We start from the raw sequence: 18,541 nt of genomic DNA, 5'->3' as shown, positions 1-18,541 counted from the left end.
GGGGTCTGGGGCGCGACAGTCGGTCGTGACCGTGGAGGAAGGGGGCCGATGTGGCAGGTCGCAGCAACCGGACCCGGAAGCCTCGGACGGTGCTGGAGTATCTGCTGTGGCAGCGGCAGGAGGACACCTACGACGACATCGTTCGTAGCTTCGAGGCCACTGCCCGGGAGCTGAACACCGACGTCACGCTTGGTGCCCGGCATCTGAGCCGGCTCGCGTCTGGGCAGCGTCGCACCGTGTCGGCGCCGACCCGGCGGGTTCTGCAGCGCATGTTCGGTGTGTCAGTCGATCAGCTGCTTCAGCCCTACACCGACGAGATCGTTCACGGCGCTCTGACTACCCTCCCCCAGACCAACCCTGCCCCAGGCCCTGCCATAGCTGGCGCCGGAGCAGAGAAAGCGATGGTCAGCATGGCGGCCCAACGCGCACGGAAGTTCTCGACCCTGAACAACGGCGCGCTGCCGGCGGAGACGATGGAACAGATCCTCGACGATCTACGCCGTCTCGCCCTCGACTACCAGGTCCAGCCCCTCCATGTGATCCTCGGTGATCTGGTCGATCTTCAGGACACCATCTTCACGCTGCTCGAACAGCGGCAGCGACCGCAGGACGCCCGGCAACTGTTTCTGGCTGGCGGCGTCGTCGGTGGGCTGCTGGCCAAGGCGTCACACGATGTGGCCGAACCGCACGCCGCAGCGACCCAGGCCCGTACGGCCTACGTGTGCGCAGACAGCGCTGACCACCATGGATTGCGGGCGTGGCTGCGCGGCATGCAGGCATTGATCGCCTATTGGGCGGGCCGGCACCACGAAGCGATCCGCTACGCCCAGCACGGCCAACAGAATGCTGCACTCAGCCGCGGTTCCGCCTCGGTGTGGCTGCCGGTCAGTGAAGCGCGAAGCTGGGCTGCGCTCGGAAACGCCGAGGCCGCCAAGGGCGCGATCCAACGTGCTGAGGAAGCAGCCAACCGCGTGCAGGCCGACGAGCTGGACGAGCTGGGGGGCATCTGCACCTTTGGCCGGGCGCGGCAGCTGTACTACACCGCCGACGCCTACGCATGGCTACCGGCCGAAGAGGCATCCGCCGAGCACTACGGCACCGAGGCGGTCGCGGCGTACCGCGAGCACCCGCAGGAATGGGCGTTCGGCGACTCGGCGGGAAGCGCCACCGACCTTGCTGTTGCGCGGATCCAGGGCGCACGACCCGATCTGGAGGGCGCGGCAGACGCGCTTGCCCCCGTGCTGGAACTGCCCCCAGCCCAGCGGATCAACGGGATCGTGCGCTCCGTGTACCGCGTCCACGATGCCTTGTCCCGTTCCCCCCATGCGGCCGATCCACTCGCCCAGCAACTGCAAGAGCAAATCGAAACGTTCACTCGTGTGGTCGCCGCCTCCAGCCACAGCCGATAGGAGACGCCGTGGACCCGATCAGGCTTGTCGGCGAATCCGTCATTCTGCGAGAGTTTGCCCTCACCGATGTTGACGCTGTGCACCGCATCATCGGCGACCACCGGGTGACGACCTGGCTGTCGTTCGACAGCAGAAACCGTGCCCAGGCCGAGGCCATGATCCGTGGCGCCCTCGACCGGGCGCAGAGCCCGGATCGAGTCGAGTACTACTTCGCCGTGGACGTCGCCAATGAGCTGGTCGGATTTGTGCGGCTCGGCCTGGCCGGCGTGCGTGCTGCGAAGCTGGGCTACGCGATCGGCGCCAAGTACTGGGGCTGTGGCTACGCCACCGACGCAGCCCGAACTGCGATCCGGTTCGGCTTTGGTCACCTGAACCTACGACGCATCAGCGCCGCCATCGGACCGGACAACCGCGCGTCGGTCGCGGTCGTCAAACACCTGGGCTTCACCTACGAGGGCCGCCTCCGCGACCACGTCTTCACCAACGGCGCATGGCGTGACAGCTTGCTCTACTCACTCATTGCCCCCGAGTGGCGAGAAACCCAGGCTGCATCGTCCGGTGTTGAGGGGTAGCGACGAGGCGGGGCGCGGTACACGTCCCAGCGCCCGCGGCCAACCGCGCTGCCCTCCTCACCGCCGTCGCGTTGAGCACCTCCGCGGCACATCGGCGTCGGCAGGGCCCAGAGATGCCCGTCGGATGAACCCTACGCGGCGGGCTGCCCCACGGTTTGCCCCTGACCGCGTGGTGCGGGCGATCCGCGCCGCTGCCGAACGCTGCCACGTCCAGCGGTGCCAGCCACGCCCACCGCGTCCGCGCCGGTGTTCCGGCCGGACTGGCTCTTCCAGAAGGAAGGCCGTTGTGCCCATCCCGGTTCCCCACGATCGGAGTACGACGTGCACGTACTGACCCCCACCTGCGACCCGCTGTCCACGGTCACCGATGAGTTCCCGCTCGGTCGCCCGGCGCTGCCGCTTGGCGACAACGAGATGCCAACGGCTGCCCGGCCGTTCGGTGTCACGCTGGCCGTCGAGCCGACGACGGTCGAACCGATTGACGTCAACGCGCTGAGCTACGACACCCACCGGCAGGTCGGGATGATCCGTGACGGTGAGGAGCTGGTGCCGCTGGCGCGGCATACGGACGGCCGGACGAGTACCACGACGGCCAGCCGGGACGGCACGCCACAGGACGGCGACGAAGACACGCGGGAGGACTGACGATGGGGTCTCCCGGGACGGTTCTGGTGCTCACCCAGTGGTTCGACCCGACCGCCGACATGGTGGTCGACGAGCTGAACCGGCGCGGCGTACCGGTCTTCCGCTGCGACCCGGGAGACCTCCCCCAACGGCTCACACTGAACGCGGAGCTTGGCATGGGCTGGGCCGGCAATCTTCGCCTCGACACCGGCCGCACGCTCGACTTGGCCGAAGTGAGCTGTGCGTACTACCGGCGGCCGGCCCGGTTCCGGTACCCGGCAGGGCTCACCGACGCAGACCAGCGATGGGCCAGTCGTGAAAGCCTGCGCGGGCTTGGTGGTGTGCTGCACCTGATCCCGCGGTGGCTGAATCACCCAGCCGCGATCGGCCGCGCCGAGTACAAGCCGATCCAGCTCGACACCGCGCGCCGGGTTGGACTCGACGTGCCGCGAACGCTGATCACCAACGACCACAAGCGAGCTGCGACCTTCGCTGCCGAACTGGGCGGCCGGGTGATGTACAAGTCGCTGTCCACCAGCATCATCCGCGGCCCTGACGGCGACGCGCCCCGCATCCTGTACAGCACGCCCGTCGCGGCCGAGCAGCTCGACCCGGCCGGCGTCCGGCTCGCCGCACACCTGTTCCAGGAGCCCGTGTCGAAGTCTCACGAGCTGCGCGTCACCTACGTCGACGGCCGCATGTACACCGCGCAAATCGATGCCACGAGCGACACCGGCCGTACCGACTGGCGCGCCGACTACGAGAACCTCACCTACAGCGTGACCGAACTGCCCCCGCCCGTCGCCGCCGCGGTGTGCCGTCTCATGGACGCGTTGAACCTGCGGTTCGGCGCGCTCGACCTGGTCGTTACCCCCGACGGCCGGCACGTGTTCTTGGAGGTGAACCCCAACGGCCAGTGGGGTTGGATCGAAGACGCCACCGGCCTTCCGATCGCCGCGGCCATCGCGGACGCCTTGACCGTCGAGCAAGAACGAGGACATCATGACTGACCCGGCAGCCGCGCACACCCGGATGGTCGACCAGCTCATCGACGCCGGCAACCTCCGCACCGCGCCATGGATCCACGCGTTCCGTACGGTGCCCCGGCACCCGTTCCTGCCCCGGTTCTACTGGCCGACCCCGACGGGGAAGTGGGCCGCCGTCGACGCCAGCGATTCCGAGTGGATCGACCGGGTGTACACGGTGACCAGCGTCGTCACGCAGCTCGACAACGACCCTGCCGCCTGGGGCCACGCCCGGCACGCGCCGCGCCCGGGTACGCCGACCTCGTCGAGTTCCGACCCGGGTCTGATGGCTACGATGCTCGAAGCTCTCGACGTCCACGACGGGCAGCGGGTGTTGGAGATCGGCGCAGGCACGGGGTACAACGCCGCTCTCCTGGCCGAGCGGCTCGGCGATGATCTGGTGACCAGCGTCGAGGTCGACCCTGTCCTCGCCGACCAGGCCCGCGCCGCGGTCGCCGCGGTCGGCCGCGCGCCGACGATCGTGACCGGCGACGGCCGCGACGGCGTGCCCGACCGGGCGCGATACGACAGGATCATCGCCACGGTCAGCGCGCCTACCGTCCCGCCCGCGTGGATCCGACAGACCCGCACCGGTGGCCGGATCCTGCTCAACCTCTACGCCGAACTCGGCGGCGGCGCCCTGGCCCTGCTCGACGTTGACGGCGACCGCGCCCACGGGCACTTCCTCGCCGACTACGGCGACTTCATGCCGACCCGCGACGAACAACCCGACCGCACCACCCAAGAACGGTTCGACGCCGCGCTCCACGCCCCTGCCGGCGACCGCGGCCACGTCGACGTGACCTCCCGCACGCTCGGCGACCTCGACTTCGCGATGCTCGCCGCGCTGCTTGTCCCCGACGTCGGATGGATCACCTTCACCCCCGACGGCGCACCCGAACAGCTCTGGCTGGTTGGCGCCGACGGCTCATGGGCCCTGATCGATGCGAACGGCGACACCGAGCAACGGGGCACGCGCCGCATCGCGGACGAACTCACCGCCGCACACCGCACCTGGCGCCGGCTCGGCCAACCCACCCGCGACCGGCTCGGCCTCACCGTCGACACCAGCGGCAACCACGCCCTCTGGCTCGATCACCCACACCAACCCATACATTCGACGACACGGTCACCACGATGACGCGGGTTGTTGATCAGCATTGACGGGCCTGCCGGGGTCGGCAGACCACCATCTCCAGCATCTCGCGCAGCTCCGGACCGAGGCCAGCATGCACATCTCTACGACCGCACAGCCCTCGACCGGGCCAATACCAGCTCGCCTGCTCCGAGGCCGACTGCGCGGACGGGCGCAGGCTTGCCTGCCTGTTCGCCGCCGAGATGGATCGCGGGCTGGGGTCGCGAGCTGACACGCAGAAAGGAACCTCTGTGAGTACCGGCAGCCTGCCCGATGTCGCGACCACTCTCGTCGGCGTGGTCCGCACCATCATCCCTGAGATCCGGCCCCGGCTGATCTCTTCGGCGTTGTCCGGCAGCCACGGCGAACGCGAGAACCAGCGCCACGAGGACAACTTCTTGTCCTCGCACGATCTCTGGCTCCACGACCGATACAAGGAGCTACTGCGCGCGCAGCTGCCCGGGTTCGTCTACGCCTCGGAGGAGGCGGACCCGGAGATCGTCGGCAGCGACCCGGATCCCGACCTGGTCGTGTTGGTCGATCCGTTGGACACCAGCGAACTCGCAGTCCGCGGGATCCTCGGCTACACCCACGTCATGGCGTACTCGCGGTTCCTGGCCCGACCGGTCGCGGCCGTCGTCGGCGACCTGTTCCACCACATCCAGCTCTACATCGCCGCGCGCGACGCCCACGGCGACGACCACGCCTACGTCGCGACAGACGGCGGCCAGCCGCAAGGCGTTGCCGTGCACCACGGCACGGCACTATCGGATGCGCTCGTCACGAACTACCTGATGCGCCCGACCGAGCGCCTGCTTCCACTCGCCAACCAGACTCGGCTTATCGAGGCACTCGGCACACGACCACCGGGTGCGAAGAGCCGCGGGCGCGTTGGCGTCGACTTCGGATCGGTGAGCCTGTGTCACGTCGCCACCGGGGCCACCGACGCCACCATCGAGTTCGCGAAAGGCTTCGCCCTCTGGGACCTCGCCCCCGGCCACTACATCCTGCACGCCGCCGGCGGCACCGTCATCGACCTCGACGGCATACCACTCCCACTCGACCACCAGCTCAACTCGATGGCAGACATCGCCGAGGCCATGAACCGCCGACAGACATTCATCGCCGCCTCGACTCCCGAACTGGCACGCAGCATCCTGAACGTGCTTGACCTCCTGTAGCCCTTCCCGGAGGACCATCGCCGCGTTCGTCGATCACCAACGAGGCTTGCCCAACACATCATTCAGACCGAGAGGGCGAGGACTGCCTTCCGGAACCACGGACCCCCAGCACCTTGCGCAACCACGACCGCCATCCGTCCAGACAGCCATTCGATGGCCTCAGAGTGCCCACTGCATCACTGCCCGGCTTCTGCGACCGCCAGACGATGAGGAGATCCGAGTGCCGTTTCAGGTTGCCGTGTGCGGACCCCGCGATGCCACGCCCGACGACCATGTCAACGCTGAGCGTGTTGGGAGGCTCCTCGCTGAGGCCGGGTCTGTGGTGCTGTGCGGTGGCGGCACCGGCGTCATGGCCTCAGCAGCATCCGGCGCACGCTCCGCCAACGGACTTGTCATCGGGGTGCGGCCGAACGCCGACCGCAGCGGCGCCTCGCCGGACCTGTCGGCAGTAATCGTCACCAACATGGGCGAGGCCCGCAACGCGATCCTGATCTGGAGCGCCGACGCGGTGATCGTCGTCGGCGGCTCGTGGGGCACGCTCAGCGAGGTGGCTCTCGCCAAGCGGCGCGGAGGGGTGCCGGTCATCTGTCTTGGTGGATGGCGAGTGCAGGACGCAGATGGTGACGAGATCGCCGGCTTGGAGCATGTCGACACCGCAGATCAGGCTGTCCGGGCCGCGTTGCGCACGGCGCAGACAGGCTGATCGCACGCGCCGGCGCCCGGCCCAGCTGCCCTGCCGACCGTGTCCGCGCACCGCCAGGCGCCCACACCGAAGGTGGCTGGCGCAGAGGATCGGCTGGATCGGCGTCGCCGCGTACGCCGGATCGTTGAGTTGCTGTTGGTGGCTGGATTCGGGTCTTGACCAGGGTCCTATGCTCGTGCGGCGTGTGTAACTTTTCCGTGTTGGAGGGGTAGTGGCGGGTTCCGATGTGATCGGCGCGGCGCAGCAGTCGTTGGTTGCACCGGTCAGGCCGCTGGCCGACGCGCGTGTGGCGCTGCAGGCCGCGGTGGGCGGTGCTGAGCAGATCAGTCTGCAGGCTCAAAGGTTGGGTAATGCTCAGGTCTTCGCGCAGGCCAGTCAGATCCATGGCCAGTTGAAGGCCGCGTACAGCAAGCTGGACGCGGCGAATACGACGCTGCAGTCCGCGGCGGGCAAAGCCAGCGCGGCGGCAGCCGCCGACAACACCGACGGCATCCAGCAGCACCTTGTTCAGGCGAAGTCCCATGCCGAGCGGGCAAGCACGACGGTCGCTGCGGTGCACGCGGAGCTGAAGCCGCTGCCGGCCGTGGTCCAACGGGTGCTGCGCAACGCTAGCCCTGGGCCGCTGGCTGCTGCGATCAACACCGCCTCCTCGCACTTGCCGACCGTGCTGGGGTTGATCGGGCAGGCGACCCAGAAGGTCGATGAGACGATCACGCAGACCCGCCAGACAGGAAATTTTTGACCGCGGGCGGCGGCAGATCCACGCCGCCGCCCGGAACGTCCCCTGGCACCCTGCCGGCGGCTGCCAGGTCAGAAGGTCCACCTCCCATCGAGCCTGAGTCAAAAGGTCCACCTCTCATCGAGCCTGAGCTAGCTGCGATGCTGGCCGGAGGGAACGGGCGGGCCTCCGAGCTTGAGAAGTGGGCACTGGCACAGGGATGGACCCGTGAGCAGGCCGAGGGCGGGCCGCCGAGGTTCATAGACAAGAATGGTGAGGCCCGGATGACGATCAAAAAGGGAAGTGCTCGCACACCGGGAAGCGAGCACCCACATGTCGAGCTGCGTAATGCCGCCGGGAGGCGGATCGACGCATCCGGGAACCTCGTATCACGCAGGAGCCCCGGCAACCACACACCGATCCATTGGGACTTGCCATGACCGATGCAACGCCAACGCCATACACCGACTTGCCTGGACTCGCCGACCTGCTGCTTGAGGAATCCTGGGTGCTGGACATCGCAGCACACCCCGGTCGCATCACTCTGCGGGCGGAGCTTGTCCTTACGCCTGAGCATCCGGAGTACGCACCACCCGGGCCGCAGGAGCAGTTCTGCACACGGTTCGGCACCCTCACCCTGCCCGAGGTTGTGACCTTGACCTGGACGGGCCAAGGAGCACGGCCAATCGTGGACCCCGACGGATCCATTGACTACGGCAACATCGACGTGTTCGTGCGGTCCGGGCGCACGACGCGAATCGACGGCGAGTTCGGCTCGCTCCTCGTCGAGTCCGATGCACCGAAGGTGGAGCTCGATCCCCTTCCCGCGAGCCCAGGGAACTAGCGTCGACAGGGGAGCAACCCGGGGAACCCGGTCACTCAGCCGCTGACCTGCCGCTGGGTGTGGCGCCGAGATTTGAACCGCACGCCGATCCACTGGGACCTGCCATGACTGACGCCACGCCGTACACGGAGCTGCCGGGATTCGGCGATCTGCTGCTCGAAGAGTCCTACGTCCTCGACGTTGTGGCCCACCCTGCCGTGGTCACGATCCGGGCCGACCTTGTGCTCACTGCCGAGCATCCTGAGTACCGGTCACCGGCAGACCAAGAGCCGTATTGCTGGCGCAGGGGCACGATCACTCTGCCGGGTGTATCTGCGCTGACGTGGACCGGCCAAGGCACGCCGCCCTCCACTGACGCAAGCGGCACGATCGACTACGGCAACATCGACGAACTCGTGCGCACCGGCGAAACGACACGGATCGAGGGCGACTTCGGCACCATCACCGTCGAGGGTTCCGAGCCCCAGGTGCAACTCGATCCCGGTCCCGCGCCCTCCGAGGGTTGACCGCGCCACTCCCGTCGGCGAAGAGGTGGAGAAGTGAACGAGCTCGATGTTGTTCTTCTGACAGAGGATCTGCCCGAAGATCGGCTGAGTGCTGGTAGCGAGGGCACCATCGTGCACGTCTTCCACGCGCCTGACACGGCGTACGAGGTGGAGTTCACCGACGAGCGTGGGGACGATATCCAAGTCACCTTGCATCCGCATCAGCTGACGCCCAGTACTGGTGGCGAAGCAGGCAACACCCAAGCGGGCAGTTGCCGGACCGGGCTCTGATGGCCGACGCCACGGTGTTACCGACCCACCGGGATTCGCCGACCTGCTGTTCGAAGAGCCTTGGGTCCTCGACATCACAGCTCACCTCGGCCGCCTCACGATGGGGAGTTCGGAGTAGGAGCAACATCGCGGGTGCCGGTGACCAGGCGCGGGACTTGCCGCTGCTCGTTGGCGCCAGCGCGGAAGTCGATGCATGAGCTCGGTCTGGTCGAACACGCGGAGACACGCCGAGAGCCATGACGCAGCGACTATCTGACAGTTCCGTTGCTGCAGGTGCGTGACGCCGCTACGGTCGCGGTCACCAGGTCGCCCACTGGACATGAGGTGTCATGACCGACTCCAGCATCGCATCTTGGTCTGCGGAGGACTTCAAGACCACTGCGGCTCAGCTTCCGCCCGACACGCAGCCGCATGAGGTGACGATCGCCGTGCGTACCGACAGTGATCCCGGCGTTGTGGACCTGCTCCTCCAGATGCCCGGGATCGCTCGTGCTTGGCAGGATGCCGACCTGGAGCGTCGCCCACTCCACGACCTTGGCAGGTTGCTGGTCGCGGTTCATCACAGCATCCGGTCGCTGCGTGATCTGGAGAACCGGGTGATCGACGCGGTGAATGAGCAACCGCGGTTCGACGACGCCGACAACGTCCTCGACTCCATGGCATCGCTGCTGGCCAATTCTCAGCCGGCTGACCTGCATGGCCTCAACCACAAGGACCCGGCGAGTCTCGTGTGGGAGCAGCCGGCAGAGTAGCCCAGGCTGGTGGTCCAGCTCGACGCGCCAACCCGATGCCGGCCTGCCGCTGCAGAGGTCGCCGCGATGCCTATCTGCGGGGGTTGCTCTGTCATTGCGTGCGCGGCATGTGCGGGTTGAGGGCGGCGAGGCGTTTGGTGAAGTCGGGGGCTGGGCGGTTGGGGGTGAACTCGCCGGTCTCGGGGTCGAGGTAGCCCCATCGGCCACGTTCGATCGCGGGTCCGGTGATCATCAGGGTGATGGTGGGTCCGGGTTCCAGGTCGACGACTTCGTGGAAGGTGGCCAGGTCGACGGTGTTGGTGTCGCGGTATCGGTGGGTGGCGTCTTCAACGGTGATGTGGTCGTTGATGCGCTGGTAGCGCTGTTCGGTGTAGCCGCCGAGCAGGATGTGGGACTGGAACTGCCAGGGGTGGCTGTGGGGCGTTGCGGTGTTGGAGCGCCGGTCGGGTAGCAACCATGCGTGGAGGGTGATCATCTGTCCGTCGGGGCGGATGGCGAGTCGTCGTTCGGCCTTGTACGCGCGGGGCTGTGGTCCGGGATCGGGGATCAGGCGCCAGTCGGTGGGGTCGAGGAACTGCGCCCAGGTCAAGGCATGGCCAGGGGCGTGAGCGGTGAGGCCGGCGGCGGCGGCTTCGTACATGGTGTGGTCGAGGCTCAGTCCGGGCAGGATCTGGTGTCTCATAGCTGATCCCTCTCGTTGGGGCGGTGGGGCTAGAGGCTCTGCGGCGGTTGGTGGGTGCTTGACGGTTACTCGGCGTCGGGTGTTCCGGTGGGACCAGTCGACGTCGGTGCCTCCGCGCGCCGTCAGCGCGTCTTCTGCACGTACGGGGGACCGCCGACGAGGGCGTAGCGTGTCGTGGATTGTTTCGGCTACCAGGAACGGGATGTCCGTGCCGGCTAATCGTCTCCGACCGGTTCGGTCGTAATCACGGCGACGTGTCGCACGGGGCGTGCTGGGCGACGTCTAGGGCCTGCCGCTGCGCCTGCTGCGCGCCGCGCCGGGGGTAGCCGGCTTCGTCGAGCAGATTGGTCACGGTTGTTGCGGCGATCTCGCATCGTTCCGCGATGGTCTGCGGGGTGGCTCCTTCGTGGGAGAGGATCACCACGTTCGCGCGGAGCAGGACCCGGTCGGTGCCGGTGTAGCGGCCGAGGCCGGTGCCGCGTTTGGCGCGCGGGGTGACACCGGCCGCGATCAGCGTGTCCCACATCCGCATCCAGGTGCAGTCGTACTCGGCGGCGAGCGTGTTGACGGTGGCGCCGTTCTCGTACCGGCGGGCCAGCTCGCGCCGTTGCTTGACGGTCAGCCGGAGGCCGGAGGCCATGGCGCCGCGTACTGGTGTGGTGGTCTGTTCCCGTAGGAAACGGCGAACGGTGCGGGGATCCCAGCCGGTCTCGTTGGCGATCTTGTCCACTGACCAGCGGCATTGGTGATGCAGGACGGGTAGTGCGGCGGCCAGGGTGTCGCGCTGCTGGGCGGTGAGCAGCGGCGCCGGCCGCCGGCGGTGAGCGGTGTGCGGTGTGTCGGGCATGGGACTCCTGACGCCACGGGCGGTGTGGGTGGTGGGCTGTGTCGGCATCGGCGATCAGAACGGTGCGGCGAACGCCACGGTGCCGACAGCCAGTGCTGCCACGAGCAGGGCGGTGCCGAGCGCTCCCAGCACGGTGCGCCGTCGACCGGTCCGTTCGGCGGTGATCCACTGCATGCCGGCCCAGAGCGATGCCGCCAGCAGCAGCAGGGCCACGACAACGAGGGCTGCCTTCACCCCTCGCTCCTTCTGTGTTGCGCCGGTGTGTGCTGGCGGTGTGATGTCCGAGGTGTCACGGGCGGGATCTCCTTCCGTGGTGGGTGATGTTGGGGCTCAGTGGCGCGGTGTGGTCGGTGCGAGGGTGGTGACCCTGGCGAGGAGGGCCTTGGCGGTGGTGACCGCGGCGGTGGCTTTGGGGGATGACGACCGTCTGGGCGTGTTGCGCGGCAACCTTCAGCGGTTGGGAGATGGGGAGGTCGCGGGCCACGGATTCGATCGCTGCCAACAGGATCGTCAACGCGGCGGCTGTTGCGGTGAGGTGCATGCCGGGCGCCTCGACATGGCGGTCACTCATCCGGCGTGGAACCCTGACGGCTGAGGATCGGTCACCATGGCTCCACCGATCCGCGGTGCCTGCGCGGGGATGCGATGCATGCGTTGGTCTCCGAGGGGTTGTTGGGTGCCGGTGGCGCGTCGCGCGCGCCACCGGCCATGTGCACGGGTCAGGGCGCGGTGGCGAGTGACTTACCGGCGGTGGGTGCGCCGGCCGGCAGGTGATAGATGGTGCGGATCATCCATGCGAGGTAGCGCGGGTTCGACAGGTCGGTGTAGACGTTGGGCACGCCGCAGCGTTCGCCGCCCAACCGGCTGGTCGATCCGATCACACCCCAGGAGCGGCCGATCCTCTGCAGTGCAGGGGATCCGGAGTCGCCCAGGCAGACACCGCCATCACTTGCCGGGACGCCGAGGCACAGTTCCCCGGCGCCGATCCCGGCTTCCGCGCACGCCGAGGCCGGGGCGAGCGGGGCGTCGATCTGCGACAGCGTGGCCGGCGACGGCGTGTTCTCGTCCCACTGGTCGGGTTGAGTGGTGATGCCCCAGCCGATCTCCCGCGCCGGCATGGTGGTGCGGGCGGGCAGGATCGGTGCGGGCCGCACCGTGGTGACCGGACGGTCGAGCTGGAGCAGGGCCAGGTCGCCGATCTCGCCCCACGGCCCGGGCTGGCCCCATGCCCAGCTGGGGTAGGTGACGATGCGGGTGACGTGTCGTACCACGCCGCCGTGCAGCCGGTCGGTTGAGCCGAGCCGGAGATGGTAGATCGACGGGTCCGACAGATCGATGGCGTGCGGAGCCGCGTTGGCCCACGCGGCGAACCGGGTGCTCGTGGCGGCTTCGGTACCGGCCGGCATGTTGTCCACGCAGTGGGCGTTCGTCGCGACAAACCTTGCCGCGACCAGGGTTCCACCGCAGGTGTGCCAGTTGGGGTCATCCCGGTTCAGGATCTGCAGCGACGTGGAGAACCCGTACCCGGTGGCGGGGGCACCGCCGATGATCTGCGGTGCCACGGCGTTGCTGGCCGACGCGGGTGTGGCGATCAGGGCCGCCGCGGCGGTGATCGCGGCAGCGATGCCGGCCAGCGTGTGACGGTGTTTCACGTACGAAACCTCCAGGTGGTGTGGGTGTGCGGATGTCGGCGCCGGGTGGCGCCGATGCGGCGAACGTTGGCGTTGCCGCGTCCTCAGACGGTCACGTGCCGAGGAGTGTGAGAGGTGAACCGGGCGAGGGAACGCCAGGTCCACTGTGGACACAGACGATGCTTGCCGGGGTCGACGTCACGTGGGATGGCTGCTGCAGCAGGCGTCTCCGGTGCGCAGTTCGGTCAGCAGCCCGTGCAGTTGCTCGGGTTCTGGGGTCAGCAGGCCGTGCCGCACATCGCGCAACGTCGAGCGGAAGGTCGGTCGGGGCGGCGCGGCGGCGCACGTCTCGGTCGGGATGACCACCGGGATGCGGAGGACCCGGCCGAGCGGGGGAAGCCAGTACTCCGCGGCCGGCTGCACAACGATGCGCTCGTCGCTGTCGTGTGTGACCCCGTCGGCCAGATCGCATCGCAGCACCCGCGGGGCGATCCAGTTGCGGCGGACGCCGATCAGAACGCTGCCGCAGTGGACATGATGCCCACCGGGCACGGCGTCCATTGCTGACTCGATCTGCCGAAACAGTGCGCGTTGCTGCTTCTCGTTGTGGCGATCCACCACGGTCACCAGCGCGAGGAAGACGACGACAGGAACACTGACCGCGATCGCCGCTACCCACTGCACGACCGATCCGAACGCGGCGAACGCGAACCACGCGACGAGGCCCGGAGCCCCGCCTACGGCTACTCGGCCGAGCGCCAGGACGAGCGCCATGATGTGACGCGACCGCAGAGTGATAGGCGGCGGGCCATGACGCGACGCGGACGCCGCGACACCTGCGGGCGGGCTGTTGGTGGTGTGGTGTTCGCTCATCGGACCGGTTCCCGCCCGGTGTCGCCGTGTCGCAGCATCGCCAGGCCCATGTCGCGGCCGAGTACCGCCACGAGCGGCACCGGGGCCCGATGCGTGGCCCCGCCTCGCGAACGGCGCCCGGTTGTCGAGCGATGAGCCGATCCCGGGGGATCGGATGCACCCCGACCACCCGGGCCACAGCCGGCCGGACAACCCCACGAGGCCGCCGCGAATGCCGGAGGCGCCGTGTGCGGCACCAACGACGCAGCCGAAGCCGCTTCCTCGGTCAGCAGCGCCGCCGCCAATCCGTTGACATCGGGCAGATCCAGCGCGTGCCGAGGCCGTTCGGCCGTCTCGGCCGCCATCACTCGGCCACCGCCAGCCGCGCCGCCACCTCGACGACCTCCACCACCCGCAGCGGACTCAGCGCGTTCAGGGCGCAACGCCACAGCGCGACGGGCGTGCCGGTATCGCCGCGCGCCGCAGCCACATCGCCCAAGTCCCGGTGAGCCAGGCCGATTTCGAGCCGATTGTGCGCAGTCTGAGCCATCGCCGCGGCCAGCTTGTAGGCGGTCACCGCCTCGCGTTCTCTGCCAGCCACCCGGTACGCGTCGCCCAACGCCCGACCGGCACGCGCACACAAGACCGGGCGGGCGGCACGCTCGGCAAGATCCCGCGCCCGCTCCAGATCCTCGATCGCGCGCTGCTTCCGACCGCGGGCCAGAGCATGGACACCGTGCCTGTAGGCACTCTCCCAGTGAAAGTGCGGCATGGCGATGCCCTCGTCCATCACCAGCCTCCCTGTGCCCAAGACGCCTGCGCACGGGCAGCGCCGGGAGAGGGTGTTCCGGAGAACTGCGGCACAGGCATGGGCGGGATCCTTTCCAGCACAGGGAACTACGCGATGGCAGCGGAGAAATCGATGAACGTGCGGCAGGGGCCGCGGCGGCGTGCGGTCATGGCACGAGCCAGGAGCACCGACGCGTTTCCGGTCGGGCACGGCGAGTTCGACGGGTGCCACGCCGAGCTCGAAGGCCCTCGCCAGCTGGAGTACGGGCGGCATTCGCGATCTCCGACACCGTGCCAGGGCTCGCACCCGTCAAGCCGCGGCGGGCAGTCGGGATCGCCGCTCCGCCAGCCGATCCCGTCGAGGGGCTCTGTGTTCGCCCGTCTCAGCGAGGTCGGTGGCGTGCTAGATCAGGCGACCGGTCTTAAGCCGCTTTCCCTCACGCATTGCGCGTTGAGACGCCACGGGCCGCCGAGGTGAGACGCGAGGCGACGTAGCGGGCGGGCCGGACTACCCGGACCACGGTCAGCGGGAGTTCCTGATCGGCGGGACGGCGCAGTGGTCGGCAGTTGCGACGCTGCTGCTGATCGGCGCATGGGAGTGACCCTTCCCCTGGGGCGAGTGCCTGGCCCGCGGCGCACATCTAACCATGCTGGGTCGGAAGCGTCATGTCGGGGTGAGTGAGGGACGGCGCGTGGTGGTCAGCAGCCTTGTTGCGTAACGGGCATCTGGTCTCAGAAGCGGCAGTAGCCAACTCCGACGTGCAGAGTTGGCTACTTACCGTGGGTCGGTCTAGCGGGTAGTGACCGCCCTCGGTCATGATGTCTGGTGGGTTAGGAACCTTGTGGCCCTGGATCCGGCCTCCTTCCACAGGCCGGATCCGGGGTCATGAGTTCAGTGAGCCTGCCTTCACCTGTCGGACGAACGCAGTCCAGGACTCGGGTGCGAAGGTCATCTTCGGGCCCTCGGGGTCCTTCGAGTCGCGTACTCCGACGACGCCCTCGGTCGCCATGAGGTTCGGTGCGTACTCGATGCAGTTGCCCTGGTTGCCGCTGCGAGACGACTTGATCCAGATAGCCTCAGCGAGGTTGCTCATGTCTCCTCGAACTCCTTTACTGCTCGGGCGATTAATTCCTTGGTTGTTTCTTCGTCCAAGGAACGCTTGACGAGATCATCTTGAACGGTCTTGTACTGCATGACGTCCTGCTCCTTGGTGAGATACGCCGCGCCGTTCAGTGCCTCGTGGAATACTGTTTCGGGTTCGGAAGACTCTTGCGGGAAGCGAAGAAGAACCCACTCTCCGCCATTCATGCCGCCGTGTTGACCGGCGGAGAATGGGAAGATTCGCATGGTGACGTTGGGTAGGGCTCCGAACTGGAGCAAGGCCCTCAGTTGCTCCGCCATCACGCTCGCTCCGCCGACAGGCCGTCGGATCACGGCTTCGTTGAGGACGACATGGAGCGCGGGCGGGTCTGGTGCGAGGCGTGTGAGTGCCGCCTGGCGTTGGACCCGCACCTTGGCGCGCCGGGTGAGCTCGTTCGAATCCTCGGCTCCGCCAGCGGTATTGAAGACCACCCTCGCGTAGTTGTCGGTCTGGAGTAGGCCAGGGACAAGCTCGGCGGTGTACCAGTCGATACTTGTCGCTGCTTCTTCGAGGCTGAGGTAGACGTTGAACCATCGAGGGATCACTTCGCTGAAGGACTGCCACCAGTCTCCAGTCTTTGCCTTTTCGCACAGGCCAATGAGCGCCTCGGTGAGCGAGTCGGCTGCGCCGTAGACCTTGCACATGTTCTGGACGTCCCAGGTGCGCAGGACCTCCTGTGTGCCCTTTTCGATGCGCCAGATCTTCTGGCGGTTCCATTCCATCTCTGCGCCCGCTTGATCGGCCGTCATGCCGCTCTGCTCGCGCAACTTCCTCAGCTCCGCGCCGAGGCGTCGAAGCCAGAACGTCGAACCAGCGTGCTCCCTGGGCTTGGCCGGCACCGCTCACCTCCAGATGTTCGGAAACGGACGCAATCGCGTCCATTAGATAACACCGCTCCGGAGTGGGCAAACGCGATCGGACGTCCGCATCGGTACGACCATCATGAGTGGTCCACTCCGTAACGTTGTCAGGTGGACGATCATATGGTTCACTCCGTCCATGGTCGTTACCTCCGGCATGTCGGCATGTGGAGGGCAAATCCCCCGTGCTGTGGCGGTGGCGACCTGGATCCGGCGCTGACCGACTCCGGCGCCCAGCTCGCCGGGCTGGGCGCCGCACAGGAGTTGGTTTGGTGGATCGGCCACGCCTGGCCCGCAGATCCCACCTCGCCGGATCCACCACACGTAGCAGGAGGGCGGCATGACAGGTTCGGCTGAACTCGCATCACAAGACCCACGGTCGGTCCATGTCGAGAACCATCGCGAGGCACTGGCGTGGGAGCTACTCAGGAACGCCTCGCCGGTCCCGTTCCCCTTGCTCGCTCGGGCCGCTGAGGTTCCCCCAGCAACCGCGGCATGGCTGCTCGACGGGTTCGCGAGTCGTGGCTGGATAGCGCGGCGACTGCCGGTCGGGCCCGCACCTCGCAATGATCTCGACGAGGTCGCGCTGACCGCCGCCGGCCGGGCGGCCGTGCGCGCACAGTTTGGGGCTCCGCCCATTCCGCCTCCCGGTATCTCGCGACGCCTGCCCTCCTGGCGTCGATTCCGTCGATGCCAGGAGTGGTGACCATGGCTCTGCTGGCGAAGCACGAGCTGAGCAACGGGACGCTCACCCCGTGGGCCGTCGCGGAAGTCTTGATCGAAGCCCGAGATGGCGAGTGGCGTAAGGGGATGGGGACCGCACACCGAAGGCAGATTCGGGACGGTCGACAGGCTGTCGGCCGCCCCGTCCGCCGCCGGCCACAACGGCGGCGGGACCGCCATCAGATTCCGCCGAGCGGCCAAGACCGCTCACCGGTCGGATACCCACTGACCGAACGCGGCCGGCCAACCGCACTGGACACGCCGGAGCGTGCCGACGGTGAGTCGCCTGTTCCTGGCGGACTACCCACCAGAGTCTCAGCAGGTGGTAGCCACGATGGCTGAATATCGCAGCGGATCCAGCGGTCAGCATCAGCAGCCCGAGGCTGCCCATCTGCCCCCGTCGCCGCACCACCGTCATCGCGAGCGCGTCGATCCGGGCGACGCGATGCGGTGGTCTGACGGGCTCTCAGAGTTCCTGTCGCAGCAGGCCGTGTATCAGCTGGGGCCTGCAGGCGATCAGTTCTTCCGGCTGGCGACCGATCCCTACGACGGTCGTACCTACAAGTCGCGTCAGGCGACGTCGATCGGCTGCGCAGGGGCGTTGCTGTTTGAGCTTCTGCATACCGCGGCGCACGTCGATGGTCGGGAGCGCTCGCTTCTGGTGGTGGCGGCGGGGCAGGACGGCCGGATGCGGGCCTTTCCCGACGCCCGGGCGTTGCGTGACAAGCCGCCCGATGATCCGCTGCTGCATCAGCTGCTGGCGCAACTCGTCGACGACACGCACGACGCAGCCCGGCCAGTCGGGCCGCGACACCGGACGGTGCACGAGGTCGTGGAGTGGCTGGCCAAGGACGCCTATGCGCGGGTGGCGGATCGGCTGGTCACCAAGCGCACGATGGTCGAGGGTTCTCGCCGGCCGTGGCCGTTGGGCCGTGCCGAACAGGTGTGGGTGGTCGCGCAGTCGAACGACCGCACCGCGTCCATCAACCTGATGATGCGGCTGCCGCGGGTCGTACACGACGCACAGGCCGCGACACTGACCGACCGGTTCCTGCTCGGCCTGATCGACGCGATCGATCTGACCGACCGCGTGCTGCACGAGTACGGAGACAAGCCCCGCGCCCGCCGTGGGCGGCGCCGGCAGCCCGGCGTTGGCAGTGGTTGGTCGTGGCCGACCTTGGCGGATCTGCGGCTCCCCCCGGCTGAGGAGGCGGTGGTGCTGGCCGTCGATCACGTGCGTGCAGCCGCTGCCCGCGGCTACGGCCGCTAGCACGAC

Annotated in this window: 22 protein-coding genes; 14 read left to right on the top strand and 8 right to left on the bottom strand. The window is 68.0% G+C overall.

The window, feature by feature from the left end:
* Positions 1-89: 89 nt before the first annotated feature.
* The 12 genes from Aru02nite_RS28830 to Aru02nite_RS28775 all read left to right on the top strand — a co-directional run bounded on the left by Aru02nite_RS28830 (position 90) and on the right by Aru02nite_RS28775 (position 9,739).
* Positions 90-1,409 (top strand): NsdA family TPR-like regulatory protein, encoded by a 1,320-nt coding sequence (locus Aru02nite_RS28830; RefSeq protein WP_239077016.1) that lies wholly within the window; start codon positions 90-92, stop codon positions 1,407-1,409.
* An 8-nt stretch (positions 1,410-1,417) separates the two neighbouring features.
* Positions 1,418-1,981: a GNAT family N-acetyltransferase gene (locus Aru02nite_RS28825; RefSeq protein ID WP_203662962.1), complete on the top strand. Its 564-nt coding sequence runs from the start codon at positions 1,418-1,420 to the stop codon at positions 1,979-1,981.
* Between the two features lie 246 nt (positions 1,982-2,227).
* The gene (gene tgmA / locus Aru02nite_RS28820) at positions 2,228-2,626 is read left to right on the top strand and encodes a putative ATP-grasp-modified RiPP (RefSeq protein WP_203662960.1); all 399 of its coding nucleotides are present in this window, start codon (positions 2,228-2,230) and stop codon (positions 2,624-2,626) included.
* Positions 2,627-2,652: 26 nt separating this feature from the next.
* Entirely contained in the window at positions 2,653-3,615 is a 963-nt protein-coding gene (gene tgmB, locus Aru02nite_RS28815; RefSeq protein WP_373325001.1) for an ATP-grasp ribosomal peptide maturase, read from the top strand.
* Entirely contained in the window at positions 3,608-4,771 is a 1,164-nt protein-coding gene (locus Aru02nite_RS28810; protein WP_203662956.1) for a methyltransferase domain-containing protein, read from the top strand. Before tgmB ends, Aru02nite_RS28810 begins: the two co-directional genes overlap by 8 nt.
* Before the next feature lie 245 nt (positions 4,772-5,016).
* Positions 5,017-5,946 (top strand): inositol monophosphatase family protein, encoded by a 930-nt coding sequence (locus tag Aru02nite_RS28805; protein ID WP_203662954.1) that lies wholly within the window; start codon positions 5,017-5,019, stop codon positions 5,944-5,946.
* Between the two features lie 220 nt (positions 5,947-6,166).
* Positions 6,167-6,649: an SLOG cluster 4 domain-containing protein gene (locus Aru02nite_RS28800; RefSeq protein WP_203662952.1), complete on the top strand. Its 483-nt coding sequence runs from the start codon at positions 6,167-6,169 to the stop codon at positions 6,647-6,649.
* 211 nt (positions 6,650-6,860) lie between these two features.
* Positions 6,861-7,391, top strand: a complete 531-nt coding sequence (locus Aru02nite_RS28795) for a hypothetical protein (RefSeq protein WP_203662950.1) — start codon at positions 6,861-6,863, stop codon at positions 7,389-7,391.
* A 412-nt stretch (positions 7,392-7,803) separates the two neighbouring features.
* Complete coding sequence (locus tag Aru02nite_RS28790) at positions 7,804-8,211, top strand: hypothetical protein (protein ID WP_203662948.1); 408 nt, start codon at positions 7,804-7,806, stop codon at positions 8,209-8,211.
* A 104-nt stretch (positions 8,212-8,315) separates the two neighbouring features.
* The gene (locus Aru02nite_RS28785) at positions 8,316-8,717 is read left to right on the top strand and encodes a hypothetical protein (protein ID WP_203662946.1); all 402 of its coding nucleotides are present in this window, start codon (positions 8,316-8,318) and stop codon (positions 8,715-8,717) included.
* A gap of 33 nt (positions 8,718-8,750) precedes the next feature.
* Positions 8,751-8,987: a DUF4926 domain-containing protein gene (locus tag Aru02nite_RS28780; protein ID WP_203662944.1), complete on the top strand. Its 237-nt coding sequence runs from the start codon at positions 8,751-8,753 to the stop codon at positions 8,985-8,987.
* A 329-nt stretch (positions 8,988-9,316) separates the two neighbouring features.
* Complete coding sequence (locus Aru02nite_RS28775) at positions 9,317-9,739, top strand: hypothetical protein (RefSeq protein WP_203662942.1); 423 nt, start codon at positions 9,317-9,319, stop codon at positions 9,737-9,739.
* A gap of 91 nt (positions 9,740-9,830) precedes the next feature.
* Here Aru02nite_RS28775 and Aru02nite_RS28770 read toward each other — a convergent pair whose 3' ends face one another.
* From Aru02nite_RS28770 to Aru02nite_RS28760, 3 genes are all read right to left on the bottom strand, one after another.
* A complete protein-coding gene (locus Aru02nite_RS28770) occupies positions 9,831-10,421 on the bottom strand; it encodes a hypothetical protein (protein WP_203662940.1) in 591 nt (196 codons plus the stop codon).
* Positions 10,422-10,665: 244 nt separating this feature from the next.
* Positions 10,666-11,268, bottom strand: coding sequence for a hypothetical protein (locus Aru02nite_RS28765; RefSeq protein ID WP_203662938.1), 603 nt, complete (start codon positions 11,266-11,268; stop codon positions 10,666-10,668).
* A 54-nt stretch (positions 11,269-11,322) separates the two neighbouring features.
* Complete coding sequence (locus Aru02nite_RS28760; RefSeq protein WP_203662936.1) at positions 11,323-11,502, bottom strand: hypothetical protein; 180 nt, start codon at positions 11,500-11,502, stop codon at positions 11,323-11,325.
* 148 nt (positions 11,503-11,650) lie between these two features.
* On the opposite strand from Aru02nite_RS28760, the gene Aru02nite_RS28755 reads away from it, so the two are divergent.
* Positions 11,651-11,863: a hypothetical protein gene (locus Aru02nite_RS28755; RefSeq protein WP_203662934.1), complete on the top strand. Its 213-nt coding sequence runs from the start codon at positions 11,651-11,653 to the stop codon at positions 11,861-11,863.
* 124 nt (positions 11,864-11,987) lie between these two features.
* Here the strand turns inward: Aru02nite_RS28755 and Aru02nite_RS28750 are convergent, their stop codons facing one another.
* The 5 genes from Aru02nite_RS28750 to Aru02nite_RS28730 all read right to left on the bottom strand — a co-directional run bounded on the left by Aru02nite_RS28750 (position 11,988) and on the right by Aru02nite_RS28730 (position 16,521).
* Positions 11,988-13,073: a S1 family peptidase gene (locus Aru02nite_RS28750; protein WP_203662932.1), complete on the bottom strand. Its 1,086-nt coding sequence runs from the start codon at positions 13,071-13,073 to the stop codon at positions 11,988-11,990.
* A 24-nt stretch (positions 13,074-13,097) separates the two neighbouring features.
* Positions 13,098-13,673 (bottom strand): hypothetical protein, encoded by a 576-nt coding sequence (locus Aru02nite_RS28745; protein WP_203662930.1) that lies wholly within the window; start codon positions 13,671-13,673, stop codon positions 13,098-13,100.
* 442 nt (positions 13,674-14,115) lie between these two features.
* Positions 14,116-14,541, bottom strand: coding sequence for a hypothetical protein (locus Aru02nite_RS28740; RefSeq protein WP_203662928.1), 426 nt, complete (start codon positions 14,539-14,541; stop codon positions 14,116-14,118).
* Between the two features lie 883 nt (positions 14,542-15,424).
* Positions 15,425-15,634 (bottom strand): DUF397 domain-containing protein, encoded by a 210-nt coding sequence (locus Aru02nite_RS28735; RefSeq protein ID WP_203662926.1) that lies wholly within the window; start codon positions 15,632-15,634, stop codon positions 15,425-15,427.
* Positions 15,631-16,521 carry a helix-turn-helix domain-containing protein gene (locus tag Aru02nite_RS28730; protein WP_203662925.1) on the bottom strand — a complete coding sequence of 297 codons (891 nt, stop codon included), beginning with the start codon at positions 16,519-16,521 and terminating at the stop codon, positions 15,631-15,633. The genes Aru02nite_RS28735 and Aru02nite_RS28730 overlap by 4 nt, the downstream gene beginning before the upstream one ends.
* A 1,021-nt stretch (positions 16,522-17,542) precedes the next feature.
* Between Aru02nite_RS28730 and Aru02nite_RS28725 the strand changes: the two genes are divergently transcribed.
* Positions 17,543-18,535: a GOLPH3/VPS74 family protein gene (locus Aru02nite_RS28725; RefSeq protein ID WP_203662923.1), complete on the top strand. Its 993-nt coding sequence runs from the start codon at positions 17,543-17,545 to the stop codon at positions 18,533-18,535.
* Positions 18,536-18,541: the final 6 nt, after the last annotated feature.

Source organism: Actinocatenispora rupis, from assembly GCF_016861975.1.
Taxonomy (GTDB): Bacteria; Actinomycetota; Actinomycetes; order Mycobacteriales; family Micromonosporaceae; genus Actinocatenispora; species Actinocatenispora rupis.
Note: the sequence above shows the minus strand (reverse complement) of the source record. Positions and strands in the feature narration are given on the sequence as shown.